Annotated in this window: 13 protein-coding genes; 10 read left to right on the top strand and 3 right to left on the bottom strand. The window is 63.0% G+C overall.

From position 1 onward, the window contains the following. Window positions 1-5 precede the first annotated feature (5 nt). The 6 genes from QRN59_RS24010 to QRN59_RS23985 all read left to right on the top strand — a co-directional run bounded on the left by QRN59_RS24010 (window position 6) and on the right by QRN59_RS23985 (window position 7,160). On the top strand, window positions 6-1,232 hold the full coding sequence (locus QRN59_RS24010) for an alanine racemase (RefSeq protein WP_284984936.1): 1,227 nt from the start codon (window positions 6-8) through the stop codon (window positions 1,230-1,232). Next, window positions 1,229-2,008 (top strand): ATP-binding cassette domain-containing protein, encoded by a 780-nt coding sequence (locus QRN59_RS24005; protein WP_284984935.1) that lies wholly within the window; start codon window positions 1,229-1,231, stop codon window positions 2,006-2,008. Before QRN59_RS24010 ends, QRN59_RS24005 begins: the two co-directional genes overlap by 4 nt. Then, window positions 2,005-3,060 (top strand): SIS domain-containing protein, encoded by a 1,056-nt coding sequence (locus QRN59_RS24000; protein WP_284984934.1) that lies wholly within the window; start codon window positions 2,005-2,007, stop codon window positions 3,058-3,060. The genes QRN59_RS24005 and QRN59_RS24000 overlap by 4 nt, the downstream gene beginning before the upstream one ends. 272 nt (window positions 3,061-3,332) lie before the next feature. Further along, window positions 3,333-4,553 carry a hydantoinase/oxoprolinase N-terminal domain-containing protein gene (locus QRN59_RS23995; RefSeq protein WP_284984933.1) on the top strand — a complete coding sequence of 407 codons (1,221 nt, stop codon included), beginning with the start codon at window positions 3,333-3,335 and terminating at the stop codon, window positions 4,551-4,553. Beyond that, complete coding sequence (locus QRN59_RS23990; protein ID WP_284984932.1) at window positions 4,550-5,632, top strand: DUF917 domain-containing protein; 1,083 nt, start codon at window positions 4,550-4,552, stop codon at window positions 5,630-5,632. The genes QRN59_RS23995 and QRN59_RS23990 overlap by 4 nt, the downstream gene beginning before the upstream one ends. Continuing rightward, the gene (locus QRN59_RS23985; RefSeq protein WP_284984930.1) at window positions 5,625-7,160 is read left to right on the top strand and encodes a helix-turn-helix domain-containing protein; all 1,536 of its coding nucleotides are present in this window, start codon (window positions 5,625-5,627) and stop codon (window positions 7,158-7,160) included. The genes QRN59_RS23990 and QRN59_RS23985 overlap by 8 nt, the downstream gene beginning before the upstream one ends. A 76-nt stretch (window positions 7,161-7,236) precedes the next feature. Here QRN59_RS23985 and QRN59_RS23980 read toward each other — a convergent pair whose 3' ends face one another. The 3 genes from QRN59_RS23980 to QRN59_RS23970 all read right to left on the bottom strand — a co-directional run bounded on the left by QRN59_RS23980 (window position 7,237) and on the right by QRN59_RS23970 (window position 10,776). Beyond that, window positions 7,237-8,235: a zinc-dependent alcohol dehydrogenase family protein gene (locus QRN59_RS23980; protein ID WP_284984929.1), complete on the bottom strand. Its 999-nt coding sequence runs from the start codon at window positions 8,233-8,235 to the stop codon at window positions 7,237-7,239. A 367-nt stretch (window positions 8,236-8,602) separates the two neighbouring features. Next, complete coding sequence (locus QRN59_RS23975; protein ID WP_284984928.1) at window positions 8,603-9,427, bottom strand: aspartate/glutamate racemase family protein; 825 nt, start codon at window positions 9,425-9,427, stop codon at window positions 8,603-8,605. After that, on the bottom strand, window positions 9,424-10,776 hold the full coding sequence (locus tag QRN59_RS23970; protein WP_284984926.1) for an MFS transporter: 1,353 nt from the start codon (window positions 10,774-10,776) through the stop codon (window positions 9,424-9,426). Before QRN59_RS23970 ends, QRN59_RS23975 begins: the two co-directional genes overlap by 4 nt. A 561-nt stretch (window positions 10,777-11,337) precedes the next feature. On the opposite strand from QRN59_RS23970, the gene QRN59_RS23965 reads away from it, so the two are divergent. From QRN59_RS23965 to QRN59_RS23950, 4 genes are all read left to right on the top strand, one after another. After that, window positions 11,338-13,389 (top strand): hydantoinase/oxoprolinase family protein, encoded by a 2,052-nt coding sequence (locus QRN59_RS23965; RefSeq protein ID WP_284984925.1) that lies wholly within the window; start codon window positions 11,338-11,340, stop codon window positions 13,387-13,389. A 10-nt stretch (window positions 13,390-13,399) separates the two neighbouring features. Further along, window positions 13,400-15,073, top strand: a complete 1,674-nt coding sequence (locus QRN59_RS23960) for a hydantoinase B/oxoprolinase family protein (RefSeq protein ID WP_284984924.1) — start codon at window positions 13,400-13,402, stop codon at window positions 15,071-15,073. Between the two features lie 47 nt (window positions 15,074-15,120). Then, on the top strand, window positions 15,121-15,576 hold the full coding sequence (locus tag QRN59_RS23955) for a GAF domain-containing protein (protein WP_284984923.1): 456 nt from the start codon (window positions 15,121-15,123) through the stop codon (window positions 15,574-15,576). A gap of 63 nt (window positions 15,577-15,639) precedes the next feature. Beyond that, entirely contained in the window at window positions 15,640-16,875 is a 1,236-nt protein-coding gene (locus QRN59_RS23950; RefSeq protein WP_284984922.1) for a metal-dependent hydrolase family protein, read from the top strand. The last annotated feature ends 1,216 nt before the right edge of the window (window positions 16,876-18,091 follow it).

The raw sequence follows: 18,091 nt of genomic DNA, 5'->3' as shown, positions 1-18,091 counted from the left end.
CACCGATGTTCGTAGACCTCCTTCGCCGCCGCAACCCGGCGCTTCTGCAAGCGGCCGCCCGGTTCCACCAGAACGGTCAGATCCCGGCCAACACCTATGTGATCGACCTCGATGCGGTGACCCGAAACGCGGCCGCCATCTCGGCCGAAGCCAGCCGACTCTCCCTGACGCCCTTCGCCATGACGAAACAGATCGGGCGCAACCCGGACGCCTCCCGGGCAATCGCCGCCGGCGGCATCGACAAAGCGGTCGGGGTGGACCTCGAGTGCGCGATCGCCGCTGCGACCGGAGGCCTCCGGATCGGCCATCTGGGCCACCTCGTCCAGATTCCCAAGCATCGCGCCGCCGAGGCCGCCGCACTCGAACCGCTCTACTGGACGGTTTTCTCGGAAACGAAGGCAGCCGAGGCCGGCGCGGCCGCTATGGCGCGCGGCCGGGTCCAAGACGTCCTGTTGCGTATCCAGGCCCCTGGCGATCGGTTCTATCGCGGACACGAGGGCGGGTTCGACGCCACCGACGTCGTGGGCGCTGCCGACCGGATCGACGCCATTGGGGGCGTTCGGTTCGCTGGCATCACCACCTTCCCCGCAACGCTCTTCGACGCCACAACGGGTGCCGCTCGCTCCACTCCGAACCTCGCCACGCTCACCACGGCCTTGCGGGCGCTGGAACGAGCGGGCCGCCGGGATGTGCAGGTGAACGCGCCAGGAACGACCTCCGTCTCCATCCTGGCCGCGCTCGCCGAAGCCGGCGCCACCCAGGTGGAACCGGGACACGGCCTGACGGGCACCACTCCGATCCACGCGGTGCAGGACCTCGTGGAGGAACCCGCCATCGCTTATGTCTCCGAGGTCTCCCACCTCTGGAACGGTGACGCCTACGTCTTCGGCGGTGGCCTCTACGTCGACCCGGTGCTCGGCGGTTCGACGACCACGGCCCTCTTTGTGGCGCCGGATACCAACGCGGTCACCGCGCCTGAGCTACGGGTGGACATGCCGGCAACCGACGCGATCGACTATTACGCCACCGTTCCCCTCGGCGACCACCGCGCACAACCAGGCGACACCGTGCTGTTCGGGTTCCGCCCCCAAGTGTTCGTCACCCGGGCCCTCACCGCCGGCATTGCGGGTCTCTCCACCGGAACGCCGACGGTCGCCGGTATCTGGTCTTCCGACGGCTCAGCACCCCTCACCATCTCTGACACCCTCGCTGCACCCAGGAGGACAGCATGATCATCGCAGACCCCACATCCACGCCGAAACCCAACGACGGAACGGTCAAACCGCTCCGGCTCGACGGCATCAGCAAGCACTTCGGCGGCATCGTCGCCATCAAGCGGTTCGACCTTGAGATCGAGCCCGGCGAGATCGTCGCCCTTGTCGGCGACAACGGTGCTGGCAAATCGACGCTCGTCAAGATCATCTCTGGCCTCTACCAGCCCACCGACGGGGAGATCTGGTTGAACGGGGAACGCACCATCTTTCGCGACGCCTCCGATGCGCGCACGAAGGGCGTCGAAGTCGTCTACCAGGATCTCGCGCTCGTCGACCTCCAGCCGGTGTACATGAACCTGTTCCTCGGCCGCGAACTGCGCAAGGCGCCGTTCGGTACGCTCGATCGCAAGGAGATGGCAACACGCACACAGGCGCTCGTCGACGAGCTGGATGTGCGCATCCCCTCTGCGAAGTCGACGCTCAGCGACCTTTCGGGGGGCCAACGACAGGGCATAGCCATCGCGCGCGCTACCCATTGGGCCAGCAGCCTTGTGCTCATGGATGAACCGACGGCGGCCTTGGGGGTGGCCGAGACCGCGAAGGTCGAGGAGACCATCCTCAAACTCAAGGAGCGCGGCGCAGCCGTACTCGTCGTCAGCCACAACATGGAGCAGGTCTTCCGCATCGCCGACCGGGTCACCGTCCTCCGACGTGGGACACAGGTAGGAACCCGGCGTGTCGCCGACACGTCCCACAATGAGCTGATCTCGATGATCACGGGGCTCGCCTCATGAGCGCGGCGATCATCGACGGGCCCGGGGCACTAATGCGGGCGGAGATCGCCGAGCAGCCCAGCCGCTGGATCGACCTTCTTGATGACCAGAGGCCCGCCATCGACGCCGCCGCCGACCTGATCCGTGAAACCCAACCAGAATTGCTCGTCTTCGTGGCACGAGGGTCAAGCGACCATGCCGCGATGTACGGCCAATACCTCGTCCACAACTTTCTTCACATCCCGGCCATGCTGGCGACCCCGGCAACGGTGACCGCGTTCGACACCAGCCTCCGCTACCCCTCGGCTGTCGCCCTCGCCGTATCCCAATCCGGCCAGTCCCCGGACCTGCTCGCGACCGCCGAATCCATTGCCGAAGCGGGCGTGCCCATCGTCGCTATCACCAACGACTCCCGGAGCGCCCTCGCCGCACTCGGCCGCGTTCATATTCCGCTCGCAGCCGGGCCGGAACTCTCAGTTGCCGCGACCAAGACATACACCGCGGAGCTCCTGGCCATCGCACTCGTGGTGTTCCGCGTCGCCGGCCTCGATTGGGACGACATCGGAACTCGCGTCCGTGCAACAGTGGAGGAGGCGATCGCAGTCCTCGGTCAGCCGGTCGACGAGCTGGTCGATGCTTTCGAGGGTCGCGAGCGCATCCTCATCGTCGGCCGAGGCTACGGGATGGCTACCGCGAAGGAGTGCGCCCTCAAGCTCATGGAGACGAATGCGATCGCCGCCTCGGGCTGGAGCGCCGCCGATGCGACCCACGGCCCTCTCGGGCAGATCGTGCCTGGTACGGGCATCATCGCGTTGACGCGCGGCGACGCAGGCCGCGACTCCGTCATCTCCTTCGCCGAAGCGGCCACCCGGCTCGGCGGGCTCGTCGCTGAGCTGGGCGGCCGGACAATCGCGGACGCCCAGGTCCGGGTGCCGAGCGACACCGTGGCGACCGAACTGTCGCCGCTCGTCGACATTCTCCCGCTGCAGAGACTGGCCCTGGAACTGGCACTACGCCGCGGACTGGACCCAGACAATCCAGTGGGTCTTGCCAAAGTCACCAAGACCCACTAATCCGCGCCACCACATCTCCCGAAACGGGAGCCGGAATGACGAGCGATTACGTCATAGTAAATCGGGATCGCGGATCATTAGCCTCAGCCAGTAGTTGGCTCTGCATACATGGAAGATGTTCACCACCCCGAAAATACTCACCGTTTGGCAGACGCCAGGCAGGAAGCTGAACAATGAGAGTAGGACTGCGGCTGCAGGGAACCAGCTGCCGGACCGTTGTAATGAACGGGCGGAATGTAGTTTCCGCCGCTCGGGAGGTGCACGCGGGCAGTTTGTCGGAAGCATTGGCATCGTCCCTGTCCATGCTCCGTCGGGAGTTCGGGTCGGGCATCACGGAGATCACTGCCGACGTCGGACGGGTCTTGGGGGAGCGGAAACTGGCCGACGTCGTCGCCATCCGCATTTCGCCCCGTCCCCCCGCGGACGCCTTCCACATGACGGTGCTGCCACCCCTTGTTGAGCCGGCAGTGACCCAGACCATGCATGTCCGCGGGGGTCACGACCTGCGGGGACGGCCTCTGGCCCGGTTGGACCTGGAGGCGTTCCTGGCCGATCTCCCCGGCATCCTTGCCGGTGACGTACGGAATGTGGCGATCACTTCCGTCGGTTCGACGGCGTCAAAGGACCATGAAACGCGCATAGCCGATGCCATCCTAAGCAACGATAGAGATATGCGGATCAGTATTTCCAGTGACTTCTATTCCAGTGTTTTCCGGGACCGCGACTACACGGCCATCCTTAACAGCGCCCTGATGGAGACGGGGGAAGAGCTGGCAGCCATGCTTGAGGAGGCAGGCCGGCGCCAGTTCCCGGCCACCCACTTGTCGTTTGCAAAGAACGACGGCGGCCGCGCACCTCTGTCACGGCTGGGCGTGGCGCCTGTCCACGGGTTGCGCGCCGAGCCCGCGATGGGAATCCTTGGCGCGGCCACGTTGGCGGGAATCCCAGAGGGGGAAGTCATTCTTTGCATGGAGGGTGGGGCCTCCGTGGGCCACACCCGCGGAGGCCTGCCTGTCGCCAGAAGCCTCATTCGCCAAGGATTTGACGCTAGCCTCGCCAGCAACGCCGCCGTTCTTGAGCCGTACACCGTCCACCATCCGGTTCGCGCCGACATCCCGTCCGTGATTGCCGACCTCCGCGAGCGGCAGGAGAGTGAGCTGCCCTTCGGGCTGGTGCCCACTCTGCCAGCGGTGAAGGACGCCGCACTGGTAGGGTCTGCCGCGGCGCCGCTCACGGCGTGGATCGACAGGCTCGAGACCGTCAGCGGCCGGGTTGACCTGAAACGCGTACAGAACCTGGCCGAAGAAGATGCTCACTCAGCGGCGGTCCAGTTAGGCGCCAGCCCCGGGCAAACCCGCATCCTTGAATCGAACGTCTACGCCATGCCCTACGGCAATCCAGGAATCGTTCGAATCCGGGTCCAAGCGGCAGGAGAAACGTCTGCCGACGGGGAATACGTGCTGCCCGCAGCTGCGCGGGGAACCAACCCATGAGCACCGTACTCACTACCGAGGACATCCGGAACCTGCGCACTGGGGCCCACTTCCTGACCTGCACCATCGACCCGACGGCCATCCATATCTACGCAGAGATGATTCAACGGGCGATGGAGGACCGGGCATTGGAACTCATCACCGTCGACGAGCTTTCTCCCGACGATCTCGTGGTGGCGGTCGGAATGGTAACGCAAGGCCTTTTCATCGCCGACATGCCTCCCGTGGGGGATGAATTCCTCGGCTGCATCCGTGCCATCGAGGCAAGTCTCGGCCGGTCGGTGCGGGCGATCTATTCGCTCGCCGCCGCCAACATCAACGGAATCGTCCCCCTCATGGTTGGGCTGCAGTCCTCGCTGCCTGTCATCGATTCCGACCCCATGGGCCGCGTTTTCCCCTTGATCAGCCAGACAACTCTGAACATTGGAAACGTGGCGATCGGCCCGATCGCGCTCATGGGGGTAACCGGGGAACGGGCGGTGGTTGAGGTCGAAAGCCCGCAGCGGGCCGAAACGCTGGTGCGTGCACTGGTGACCGAACTCGGCGGCTGGGCTGCCACCGCCATGTATCCGTGTTCCGCGCAACAGCTGAAGGAGCATGGCGTCCATGGCTCCATCAGCCGGATGATCCGGATCGGGCAAATCCTCGACGCGAGCACCGCGGTTGAGAGAAAGCTGTTGTTGCTCGCTGATCTCCTCGGCGCCACGCGCATCGCCCGGGCCCGCGTGAGCCACATCGAAAGCCTCTCCCGGCCCACTGACCTCGGCCTGCCGGCGCAGCCGTCCAGCGTAACGCTCGAAGACGAAACCACCGGACGCATCGTCCGTCTTGAAATCCAGAATGAGATCCTGCTGGTCCTCGTGGATGGTGCTGTAACAGCAGCCGTCCCGGACATGGTGACGCTACTCAATTCCGAGCAGGGCACGGTGGTCAACATCGACGACGTCCAGGTGGGCGACGTCATTGACATAGTGAAGATCACGGCAGCGGCGCAGTGGTACACGGACGCGGGGCTGGATCTCACCGAGCCAAAGGCCTTCGGCATTCCGATCGCGCACCCAAGGCGGCGAGATGCGTAGATCGAAAAATGAAACCCGGCTCGACGTCGCCGGGCTATTGGCGCACGGCTCCCTTCGTAGCACCACGCCGCTGTATCTCACTCCATCCAGCGGGTTGATAGAAAGTGTTGTTCTCGTCTCCCAGCTTGAGGCAATCCGGCAGGTGCGGCCCAATACTGTGGTGGTCCTCTCCTCAGAGATGGGATCAGGGGGTTGGCTGGTGTCCGCGGCGCTGCGACACGCCTGGGAGCGGCGGGCCAGCGCCGTCGTCGTGGCCGGCAGTGCCTATGCAAGCGCGGCAGTCGGACTGGCGGAGCGGTTGGGCATCACGCTGCTGGCCACTGACGGGGAGCCTGCAGCGCTTGCCTTGGCACTGGCGGCCGAGATCGGAGCGGCCCTGTCAGTGGTCGATGCGGAACTGGCCAGGGTTGCCCGGACAGTCGCAAAGGACACCACACTCGGGGATGTCCTCAAGACCATATCCAGGGAACTGGACGGGTTCGCAGTTTCGCTGGGGTACGACGGGGTGGTTCTGGCCTCCGCCGGAATGCCTCCACGGGAGACTGACGAGGTCGTCACCGTGGAAGCCGGCGAGGCCAATAGCGCCGTCCGCTTCACCCTCACCGCCCGCGTGCCTGCTTCCGGCGTCCACAACCTGCGGCTGGTCCGCTCAATCCTTGAGGTAGCCACCCCCGCGGTGAAGGCCGCCTGGCTGTTGGAGGACCTACTCAGCACTGCCCGGGCCGTTCCCACAGCGGCGATCTCCGGGTTGGATCAGGACTCCGCCGCGTCGGGCGCGGAGTTCGGGGAAAAACACCGACATCTGCTGAACCAGTTGGGCTGGCGCGAAGGGGAGCCATACGTGGCCGTGTGGTTCCGTAGCGGGCAGGTGCAAGAGCATCGGCCCGAGCTGACGGCCGTGTTGCGCCTGCTCTGGCGCAAGGTCACAGTACGCAGCCCCCTGGCTGAGGTTCAAGGCGGTTGGCTGACGCTCGTACCGGCCGGGGACCAGGACGCCTCGACCCAGCTCGAAACCCGAATCAGGACACGTCTTGGGCCGGCTCTTGCCGAGCTTGGCCTGGTGGGGGGACTGTCCCGATGGCAGGAGGATACCCCGGCGCTGGTGTTGATCGTGCGCGAGGCCCGGCTGGCTGCTGAATCTGCCCGGTCAACGGGGCCCGGTACGGTTCTGGGCTTCGCCGGCCTCGGGGTGGTCGCGGCCACGACATTCGTCGACAGGGACGCCGTCGCACTCGTGGCCGAACTAACACTGCCGCGACTGATGGCCTCCCCTGACCGCGACGTGATCATCACGGCGGTGGCCGTTTTCCTCGATCACCGCGGCTCGGTCAGCCTCGCGGCGAAATTCCTTAACCTGCACCGGAACACCCTGCAGGCCCGACTTAACCGGGCACGGGAACTCGGTGTCCCGCTTGATATCCCCTCTGAGCTGCTGTCCGTCCACCTCATCGCCGAAGTGCTGCGGCGATCCATGCCAGACAAAACGACTTCCGAAGACCTCATCGAAAACGAGAAAGGACTCCCATGAGTTCCCGGTTTGATTCGCCGACCCCGGTCCGTGCCCGCGGGACTGTTCCACGGACACGGAGCCAGGCGCATCCGGGCTAACTTATTTCGACGACAATCTTCCCTGACTGTTCGTTCGACTCCATGTAGCGGTAGGCATCAAGCACTTGGTCGAAAGCAAAGACCCGGTCGACTCTGGGCCGCAGGGCCCCGGAGCTAATCCGCTCGAGGATGAAGTCGACACCTCGCCGCCGTTCATCGGCCCGTCCGACGTGGTTGAACATCGAGTACGGGTGGAAAACCGATTGAGTTCTGCACATTGCGGCCATAGGGATAACGGGCTGCAAATCGCTCAGCGTTCCGTATCCGAAGATGACGGCGTTGGGTGCGAGGTGATCGACGTAGGTGCCGAGGGACTCTCCTCCGACAGGATCGAAAGCGACCCGCACGCCTTTGCCATCGGTGGTGCGGTCGATGACCTCGCCGAGGTCGTCGACTCCTACGAGGGCCACTTCGTTTGCGCCGGCCTCGAGGAGAAGCGATCGCTTCTTCTCCGACCGCGTTGTAGCGACCACCTTCGCTCCAAGTGCCCGTGCGATCTCGATGGCGCCAAGCCCGGCCGAACTGGCGGCGGCAGTGACAAGCACCGTGTCTTCGCGTCCGAGATTGGCTGCCTCCGCGAAGGCGAAGTAAGAAGTGAGATATTGCATCCAAACAGAGCAGGCCTGGGCATCCGAAAGTTCCGGCGGAGCAAGGGTTAGGTAGTCTGCCGGTAGGACGGCTGTTGTTCCCTGCACGCCGTCGGTTGCGGTGAAGAAGGGAATGCTCGTGACGCGGTCGCCTATGTTGAAGGTGGTGACGTTCTTGCCGAGCTCGGTGACGATACCCACGGCCTCGGACCCGATGCGCGAGGGGAACGCCGGGATGGTGTAGTGCTCTCCGTGGATGAACATTAGATCTGCCCGGTTGAGTGCGAATGCTGTGACGTTGATGCGGACGTCGTTTTCGGCGACTTGACGTGGAGAAGCAGATTCGACGGCCAGCACTTCGGGGCCGCCTAGTTTGCGGAAGACAACCGCGGATTCCGGCCTGCTCATGGCTGGACCAGCGAGAGGTTGGGCTTGAGGGGGGACCGCAGCCCGATAGGGACATGGTAAGCGCGGGTCGCGGTGGGGTTGATAGATAGGGTCCGTCTGGACATCGCCGTACCTTCGTTTATGCGTGGTGCTATATGCCACGTTTGATTTTGATTGGGTAGCCGGCGCTGATGCCGCCGGGGTCAGGGGAAGGATGCGGGTGCCCGTCCCCGCATTGCTGGTGACCGGCAAGGGTTCCCTCGCCTGCCTCGATCGCGGGATGTCAAGGCAAGCGAGGGTATCGGGGTACCTGCCGGCCAAAGATGCCCTAGGGGTGGAGGGGCTCTGTGACGCGCAAGCAGTCGGCGTGACAAGCGGTGCAATGTATTTACGAGGACACCGTGGTCATTGACACCATGTGCTTTGGCTCGAGGGCCGGGAAGAACCGCTGGCGTTCTTGGGCCGTGGGCCCGTCGTAACCCAGGCGCTTGCTGTGCGTCCAACCGAACCGACGAACCGAGTCGACGAGCTGCTCGGCGTGTTTGAGCGGGGCCACAGTCGCATCGATGACGGGTACGCCGATTTCTTCCTGGACCGTTCGGAAGAATCCGAATTCGGCTGTGCAGCCGAGGATGACGACGTCGGCGCCGTCCTGCTCCACGGCCTTGCGGGCTTCGGTCATGATCCGCAGTTCCGTGAGTGCCGGGTCCTCCTGGAAGTCATCGACGCCCATCTCGAGCACGCGCCATGAGGCAAGACGGTCTGACGCGCCGCAACGATGGACGTTCTCGGCCATCTCGGGAATCCACTTTTTCCTTCCTACGAGGATGGAGAATCGCTCGCCTAGACTTCCGGCGATGCTCAGCGCCGAGTGGGCCGGGCCCACAATCACCATGCGATCGGTGATTTCGCGTGCCGCCCGCAGCGCCGGGTCGTAGAAACAACCGATGACGGCGGCGTCATAGCCTTCTTCTTCCGCCCACCGCACCGTTTGCAACAGCTGCGGGAGCATGAGTGCCTCGAAGGCGTTGTATTCAATGTGGGAGGGGCCCTCTCCGTCAAGGGAGACGACGTCAACTTCGGTGCCGGGACGGACTATCTGGCGGAAGGAATCCGCCATCGCTCGGTTGTAAGCATCGGTGTAGAGCGGGTTGATCCAGAGGATTCGGGCGTCTTCGGAGAGAACGTCGAGGTTGTCGGTGGGGGTGATCATTCCAATTCACTTCCTTCGGTTTCGGGCAAGAACAGGCCGAGGATGACCGTGGCAAACAAGAACATATTGATAAACAGGATTGTCGAGGTGGCTCCAGTAGCCGAGGCTAGGAGGAACCCGACAAGACTCGGTGCGACAGTATTCGCGACGCGCTGACCGAAAATCCCGAACCCGTAACCTGAGCCACGAAGGGCCGAGGGGTAGAGCTCGCCCATCCACGTGTCCCAGACACCCCAGGCTCCCAGAGCGAAGAAGGCCAGAGAGAACATGCCGAGATACATCTCGGTCTCGGTTGAGGCTGTCGCGAAGAAGAAGCCGCCGCCAGCCGCGGCGAGGACGTAGATCGTGAATATCCACTTGCGGCCAAAGCGTCCGGTCAGGTAGGAGGCCGTCATGTATCCGGGGATCATGAGGACCGCGCTCAGGGCAATGAAGGCAAAGCTTGATGAGGCGCTCAGTCCCCGACCTTCAAGCAATGTTGGCATCCACGATTGAAGTCCCCAGTAGCCCCAAGAGAAGGTGAAGTTGATGAGGACCTGAATGACCGTGATCCGGCCCGTCCTCCCCTTGAAGAGGCCCCAGATGGACTGCTTCTTGCCCTCCGAGACAGTGAAAATGGTGCCACGGGAGATGGCGCGTGCTCCCAGATGGTCGAGGACATCGTGCGCCTCCTCGTTCCGCCCCCGCCTCGCGAGCCAGTACGGGGATTCCGGAACGACCTTGTACAGAACGATGCCCCACAGGCTGGCAAGTGCGCTCACAGCAATGACCCAGCGCCAGCCGTGCCCTCCGATCAGAGCGGCGGTGCCGAGGGCGGCCAGGATACCAATCGGCCACCCTGCGGCCAGATAGACCGTGGCCTTTCCGCGGGCCTTAACCGGGAGCAGTTCTTCAAAATAGGGGAAAGTCACAGTGAAGACGCCGGAGAACAATAGCCCGGAGAGGAAGCGAGCCACCGAGAGGGTCTCAAAGTTCGGTGCGAAGCAACTCAGGAGCGTGAAGACGCCATAACCTGCGAAGCTCCATGCACACGTGGCTTTCCTGCCGATCCGGTCAGAGATTGGCCCCCAAACTAGTGACCCGGGGATCATGCCCAGGAAGAGCGCCGAGATGGCTATTCCTACTTGCGTCGTGCCGACCTGCAGGCTGGTAGCCAGATCACCAGCAACGTAGGTGAGCATCAGCATTTCCCAGGCTTCGATTGCGAAAGCGAAGAAGAGGATCGCGCAGATTTTAAAGTGGATGGACCCGAAAGGCATGTCGCGGAACGCGTGCCCGACGGCCATGGAGCGAGGCGGGCTCGCCGTCCCGGGCGCTTGCCCTGAAATGAGTGGGTCGATACTGGACATGTCTTGACCTCCGATATTTTGGACAGGATAAGAAGTACACGCAGTGTTTCTGGGCACGGAGAACAGTCCGGATATCAAGGAATTCACCTCGGAGCAGCTCACCCAAGCCTCCACTCGGAGTAGCTCTTCCTAGCCTCCCGCCGAGTGATTGCACTCACACTACAAATCGCGAGCGCCCAGATAGTGTTCACTTTGCACTTTTTTGATCCGCCCATTTGGGCGCTAAGCACTACTGTCCAAAACGCGCACCCGTTCGCGCAGGCGGGAATACTTTTGCGAAAGACATTGAACGGATTCTCTGTCCTGGTGCGAAGACTTTCGCGACCGGCGCAGGACGTTCAACAGGACCCGGCAAAAAGTGGCGACCAGGCGCGGTCCGTTTCCGCTGTTCCTGCCTGCCGCGATCGGAAGGGTGCGCGGCGCGACTGCCAACCGCTTTTATGCACTCCGCCCATCCGGCTCCAGCAGAATCGTGCAGTATGCCCACCAGCTTGGTCGGCCCCGTATGTACCGTGATTTCCCACACACATAGTTCCATTCCAAGACCATGAGGAGATGTACATGCCGAACTACAGGGTGTCGATGGATATCGGCGGAACCTTTACCGACATTGTGGCGTACGATCAGGACGCCGGAACCTACGCGGCTACGAAAGCGTCCACCACGCCGGGGAACCTGAGTGCCGGAGTCATCGCAGGCCTCGAATCGATAGTTGATGATCTATCGGACATCGATTTCCTGGTCCACGGCACTACCCAGGGCCTGAATGCGTTCCTGGAACGTCGTGGGGTTCCCGTGCTACTGCTGGCAACGGCCGGCATCGAAGATACATATCACATCGCCCGCGGCCCCCGTCTTGAGCTCTACAATGCTCAATACCGCAAACCTGCCCCGCTGATCGATCGCAAGGACGTCATCGGCGTCGGTGGCAGGCTGGACAGTCAAGGCCAGGAACTCCGGCCCTTGGACGAACTGGCAGTCCGCCAAGCAGCGCGCCGGGCAGTGGAGGAGGGCTACGGTGCCGTCGCCGTTGCGTTCCTGTTCAGCTACAAGAACCCCTCGCACGAGCTCAGGGCCCGCGAAATCTTGATCGAGGAACTCGGGGAAGAGTTCACAGTCTCCCTCTCGCACGAAGCAGCCAAGGAATGGCGCGAATACGAACGCACGTCCTCCGCCGTCGTCGAGGCCTACACGGGACCGGTCGTACGCAACTACCTCCTGGACTTGGAAGAGAAACTCGCTGACCGGGGAGTGGAAGCCCCGCTGCACATTATGCAGTCCTCCGGCGGCGTTCTTACCGCCGAGTCCGCCCGTAAGCGCCCGCTGCAGACACTGCTTTCCGGCCCCGTCGGCGGTGCCATGGGCGATGTCGAACTGGCCGGTGTCTCGGGAAACCGCAACCTCATCGGTGTGGACATGGGCGGCACATCCTTTGACGTTTCCTTGGTGGTCGACGGCAAGCCGGATGTCTCCACGGAAGCCCACCTTGAAGGTCTGCCGATGCTCATGAGCGTCGTGAACATCCACACCGTGGGCGCTGGCGGCGGCTCCGTCGCTTGGCTCGAAGCCGGCGGCCTCCGGGTGGGACCGCGTTCCGCAGGAGCCAACCCTGGACCGGCCTGCTACGGCCGCGGCGGGACGGAACCCACCGTTACCGACGCCAACCTGGTGCTCGGCCGAGTCGACCCCGACTGGTTCGCCGGCGGACAGGTCGCCTTGAACCGCGAGGCCGCGATCACAGCCCTTAAGACAGTCGGTGACCAGCTCGGCCTTGACCCCATCGCCATGGCCGAAGGCATCTGCGACGTCGCCAACTCGCAGATGGCCCAGGCCATCCGGACCATCACCATCTCCCGCGGCATCGAACCCCGCGACTTCGCCCTCGTAGCCTTCGGCGGAGCCGGACCCATGCACGCCGTCTTCCTCGCCAAGGAACTTGGCATCCCGGAAACGGTCGTTCCCCGCTTCCCCGGCGCTTTCTCGGCCTGGGGCATGCTGCAGACCAACATCCGTAAAGACTTCTCCGAACCCTATTTCTACCTCGACGAAGACATCGATGTGGCAGATATGGCCGGCATCCTGCGCTCGATGGAAGTCGAAGGTCTGTCGTCACTGGTCTCGGAAGGGGTCCCGGAGGAAAGCCGCGCCACGACGGCGTCCGTGGACGTCCGTTATCAATCGCAGGAGTTCTCCCTGAACGTTCCTCTGACCTCCGCTGACGAACCCGAGTGTCCCGACTTCGTGGCCAACCTCGCTGTCCGCTTCTCCGCGATGTACCACGAGCGCTACGGACACTCCAACCTCGGCGCCCCGATCGAAATCGTCACGCTGCGCACGCAGGCCGTCGGCGACCTGGGACGGCTGGAAGCTCCCAGTTACGTAACCGCAAGGGGCCCGGAGTTCAAGCACGAAATCCGCCGGGTGATCTTTGACCACGTCGAGCAGGACACCATCGTGGTCCGCCGGGACGACCTCGGCGCCGGCCACACATTCGAAGGACCCGCCATCATCGTGGAGCAGACCGCCACCACGGTGGTACCCCCCGGGTTCAATGTCAGGGTCGACGAGTTCGGCTCACTGGTCATCCGCTCTGAAGACGTCGAAGGAAACTGAGGTACCAAAAATGACAATTGCAGCAGTCAAAACCCTGGACCCCGTCACCGTGGAAATCATCCGCAACGCGCTCACCAGCGCCGCGGATGACATGAACGCCACCCTGATCCGTTCCGCTTATTCACCCATCCTCTACGAGGGCGGGGACTGCGTCGTGGCCCTGCTGGACACCGAACACCGCGTGCTGGGGCAGTCCGCTGGCCTGCCGCTGTTCCTCGGCAACCTCGAAACCTGTTCCATCGCTGTGGAGGAGATATACGGCCGCGCGGTCTGGCAGGAAGGAGACATTTGGATCCTCAACGACTCATACCTGGGCGGCACCCATCTGAACGATGTGACCCTTTTTGCTCCGATCTTCGACGAAGGCGCGGTGGTCGGATTCGCCGCCACCCGTGCGCACTGGATGGACATGGGGTCCAAAGATGTGGGCGGTTCGATGGACTCGACAGATATCTTCCAGGAAGGCTTCAGAATGGGGCCGGTCAAGCTGGTCGAAGCCGGAATCGAGACTTCGGTTGTGGACCTGATCCGGACCAACGTGCGCTTCCCCTACCAGACCATTGGTGACATGCATGCGATGATCGCAGCCCTCCGGATGGGGACCACCCGGATGAAGGAGCTCGTGGGCAGATACGGGATGGAGCGGCTGGATGCCGCCCGGGATGAGATCTTCCGCCAAACGGAGGAAATTGAGCGTGTGACCGTCCGCAACATCCCCGACGGGGTCTACGAAGCCGAGGGCTTCCTGGACAACGACGGCATCAATTTGGACACGCCCATTCCGATCAAGCTGCGGATAACTGTAGCCGGGGACACCGTTGACTTCGACGTCACCGGATCGGCGGACCAGACCATGGGGCCGGTCAACTGTGGTGCCGCCCAGGCCGTCTCGGCATTGCGTGTGGGCTACAAACTCCTTGTCAGCCCGGAGTCCAACTCCAACGGCGGTTCCTTCCGGCCAATGACCACTCAGGTGCGGTCCGGCTCAGTGCTCGGGGCCGTAACGCCGGCCCCGTGCCAGTGGTACTTCTCCCACCTTGGGCTGCTGATCGACCTCGTCTCTAAGGCGATGGCCCCTGCAATGCCGGAACGGGTCGCGAGCGCCAGCCACGGTGACTCAATGATCATCACCGCAGCCGGTTTCGACACCCGCTTCGGCCGGAACTTCGTCACCATGGAAGCAACCCTGGGCGGCTGGGGTGCCTGGCAGGGCACGGATGGTGAATCAGCCATGATCAATAACGTCAACGGCTCTCTCAAGGACCTGCCCATCGAGATGCTGGAAACCCGCTACCCGTTCCGGATCAACGAGTACTCCATCCGCGCCAACTCCGGAGGTCCCGGGCAGTACCGCGGCGGCAACGGCGTCGTGCGCGAATACGAATTCCTGGCCGACTGCGTGGTCGGGCTCTGGTTCGAACGGTCGAAGACCCCCGCCTGGGGGCTCTTCGGCGGATCAGACGCCCAGGGCCCGGAGGTTGTGATTAACCCCGGCCGCACTGATGAGGTCCGCACGCTGAAGGCGAACGCCCGCAAAGTCAAGGCCGGCGATGTCGTCCGTCTCGCCGTAGGCGGGGGCGGCGGCTTCGGAGAGGTCTCCAAGCGCTCCCGCGAGGACATCACCTATGACATCGTCAACGGTTTTATCACCGAGGACTTCGCCAAGACGCACTACGGCTACTAGGCACCACCGCCAGCTGATGGTTCCCCATCTAGAAAGGAAAGGACTCTATGAGTTCCCAGTTTGAATCCTTTGACCACGTGTACGCTCACGCCCAGGAGGCAGTCGGTGTCACGCTCTTTACCGCCTCCGTGATTGCCGATAATGGCGCCAGTATGGCCCGCGTCTACACCACGCATCCCGATGTCTATCCGGTGGGCGGGAAGAAGACTCTCGCCGGGGACACGAACCAGGTGTGGCTGGAGCAGGTGCTCAATGGACAGCAGCCGTTCCTGGGGGCGGATAAGGAAGCGGTCCGCGCATTCTTCTTTGATTCGGCAACCATCGAGTCATTGGGCTGCGGGGCCATCGTCAACGTTCCGGTCGTGAGCAACGGCCAGACTATCGGATCCATGAACTTCCTTGGCCCTGAGGGCAGCTACGACCAGAGTTCGGTGGACGCAGCCGTGGACGTCGCACGGCGGTCGGTCCATCTGCTCGAAGAATCCCTTACCGCCGCCAACTAGTTCCTTCACGGGCGGGCACCAATTGGGGGCCCGCCCGCGGGGGGTAACAGGAAGGAACCGCACGTGACCACTCCGGAACGCTTGACAATACGGAACGCCCTGATCTTCGACGGTGAATCACCTGAGCTGATTGAGGGCTCTATCAGCATCCGGGATGGCCGGATCACCGCCGTAGGACGGGAGGTGGAAGAGACCGGTGCCATCCTTGACGCCGGCGGCCGAACCGTGATTCCAGGACTTATCGATGCGCATTTTCATGCTTACGCGCTCAGCCTGACGTCCGCCAGGAACGAGACGGGGCCACTGAGCTATTCCGCACTGGCCGGGGCAAGGCGCCTCGCGGCCACACTGCTCCGCGGGTTCACTGCGGTTCGTGACGTAGCCGGTGGTGACGTTGGCCTTGCCAACGCCATCGAGGAGGGTCTCTACCCTGGTCCGCGCTACTTCTTCACCGGCCCGGCGCTAAGTCAGACAGGCGGACACGGCGATATCCGGGCCGCGAACCACGGAGGATGCTTCCATGGCGGGCACATGTGCGAAGTGGTGGACGGCGCCGAAGACCTGCTGCGGGCCGTGCGTCACCGCTTCCGCACAGGCGCGTCCGCCATCAAGCTCATGACCTCCGGAGGCGTCGTTTCACCGGTCGATCCGATTCGGGTTCCGCAGTACAGCGCGGCGGAAATCCGCGTCGTTACGGAGGAGGCTTCCCGCCGGGGCAGCTACGCCACGGCTCACGCATATTCGCCCGAGGCCATTCGCCATTCAGTACTTAACGGGGTCCGCTGCATCGAACACGGCAATCTGCTGGATGCGGAAACCGCCCAGCTAATGGCTGACAATGACGTCTATCTGGTCCCCACCTTGGTGACCTACGAAGCCATGGAACGGCGCGGCAAGGAGGTCGGCCTCACCGAAGTGGGAGCGGCCAAGAACCGGGAAGTGCTAGAGGCGGGGAGGAACGCCGTGGCACTGGCCCGAGATGCGGGGGTCCGGATCGGGTTCGGAACAGACCTCATGGGTGAACTGGAAGATGAGCAACTGGCCGGACTACGCCTGCAGTGTGAAGCGCTTGGCGTGCATGGTGCACTCCGGTCGGCAACATCAACCAACGCAGCCCTGCTTCGGCGCGATGACATTGGACGGATCACCCGAGGGTCCTGTGCTGATTTGGTGGTGCTAGACGGGAATCCCTTCTATGAACCCTCGATCCTCTGGGACGAAAGCAAGACGCGTACCGTCATGAAGGACGGGCAGATCATCTCCACGGGCGCCCTTCAGGGCGCTGCGGATTTCCGTTAGGCGCTACGGTTGCCTGAGAAGGCCGGAAGACGGACTTGTGCGCGCCCCGGCACCGACCCGGTCAAGCTGGACGTAGCTCGCTTAGTGCTAACAGCGGTTTGTTTTCGGTCAGATCAGTCGGAAACCTTTCCTGCCTGGGTCGGGAAGCCAATGTTATGCACAAGGCACCTTCTCGCGTCGAGTAAGTTCCCCGTTCGACCTGAATGAGCCAGAAAACGAAAGGATGGGATGTCCGCTCTCACTGACCCCATCGACGTGCGCGTCACCGGCCACTCCGTCCTTGACGAGCGATTGGAAGCAGCTGTACGCCCCCTTCAGGGAGACGCCGTGTTTAGTAAGTCGCGCGGGATCCTGGTCACGACAGACCCAAGCGGGCTTTACTGGCGGACAGCGAGCCGGCCATTGCAACCGACTCACCTTTAACTCACCTTAATGAGCGGCAACCACTGAAAGATCATAGTCTGTCGTTGCCTGTAAAACCCCGAGAATCCGGGCGAAAACGCTGGGATTCAAGGCGCACAGAGGCCCTTGGTCCTAAAGCGGGGGTCGTCGGTTCGAATCCGACAGGGGGCTCTTAGTTTGGCTCTGACCTGCGGGTTTACTGGTTCAGTTTGTCCGGCCCCTCGCCTGTCACTCGGAAGGTTCGTCGTTTCGGATCCAGCAGCTGATCCAATATGGTTCTGGTCTGCGGGTTTGGTTCCGTTGGTGGCCAGAAAGAGGCAGATTCCAGCCGGGGCTCACCTTTAACTCACCTGAATCGCCGGTTTTGTTGTGTAAACGGGTTGGTTCTCGGCAACCTAAAGCATTCGTCGTCCCCCAGATCTTCGGTCGAAAATCGAACGCCAAGCACCCGTATCTCGCGCCAGTAGTAAAGAGCCGACGGGGAAGTGGCAGCATCTACTCCCTTATGCGTCTTTCAGCCGATCGGTTGCAAGAGAACGCCAGTATCTCTTGAGTGCCGCTCCGTCGTGTCCATTCGAGTTTCGTCCACGCGATCCGGGAACGAATAGGCGCGGCCTGATCCATGGCCGTGAGCACACTCGCCAGGACCCGATTAAGTACTGCTAACTGGGGCTGCGTACTGCCCTTACGGGGTTTGCAAACGTTTCGCCGTTGACCGGAATACGGACGCGGCTTGCTGGCCGGCGGGGCTGAGCCTGCGGTGGGCGAGGAGGATCCTCCGTGTCGGGGAGCCGGCGAGCGGAACGGCGATGAT

The organism is Arthrobacter sp. efr-133-TYG-118, from assembly GCF_030209755.1.
Classification (GTDB): domain Bacteria; phylum Actinomycetota; class Actinomycetes; order Actinomycetales; family Micrococcaceae; genus Arthrobacter.
This window is presented reverse-complemented; position numbering and strand designations above follow the sequence as displayed.

Excerpts from the sequence above, each read along its gene's own strand:
- QRN59_RS23985 (WP_284984930.1), top strand. The coding sequence starts at position 5,625 with ATGCGTAGATCGAAAAATGAAACCCGGCTCGACGTCGCCGGGCTATTG.
- QRN59_RS23980 (WP_284984929.1), bottom strand. The coding sequence starts at position 8,235 with ATGAGCAGGCCGGAATCCGCGGTTGTCTTCCGCAAACTAGGCGGCCCC.
- QRN59_RS24005 (WP_284984935.1), top strand. The coding sequence starts at position 1,229 with ATGATCATCGCAGACCCCACATCCACGCCGAAACCCAACGACGGAACG.
- QRN59_RS23965 (WP_284984925.1), top strand. The coding sequence starts at position 11,338 with ATGCCGAACTACAGGGTGTCGATGGATATCGGCGGAACCTTTACCGAC.
- QRN59_RS24010 (WP_284984936.1), top strand. The coding sequence starts at position 6 with ATGTTCGTAGACCTCCTTCGCCGCCGCAACCCGGCGCTTCTGCAAGCG.
- QRN59_RS23975 (WP_284984928.1), bottom strand. The coding sequence starts at position 9,427 with ATGATCACCCCCACCGACAACCTCGACGTTCTCTCCGAAGACGCCCGA.
- QRN59_RS23990 (WP_284984932.1), top strand. The coding sequence starts at position 4,550 with ATGAGCACCGTACTCACTACCGAGGACATCCGGAACCTGCGCACTGGG.
- QRN59_RS23970 (WP_284984926.1), bottom strand. The coding sequence starts at position 10,776 with ATGTCCAGTATCGACCCACTCATTTCAGGGCAAGCGCCCGGGACGGCG.
- QRN59_RS24000 (WP_284984934.1), top strand. The coding sequence starts at position 2,005 with ATGAGCGCGGCGATCATCGACGGGCCCGGGGCACTAATGCGGGCGGAG.
- QRN59_RS23955 (WP_284984923.1), top strand. The coding sequence starts at position 15,121 with ATGAGTTCCCAGTTTGAATCCTTTGACCACGTGTACGCTCACGCCCAG.
- QRN59_RS23960 (WP_284984924.1), top strand. The coding sequence starts at position 13,400 with ATGACAATTGCAGCAGTCAAAACCCTGGACCCCGTCACCGTGGAAATC.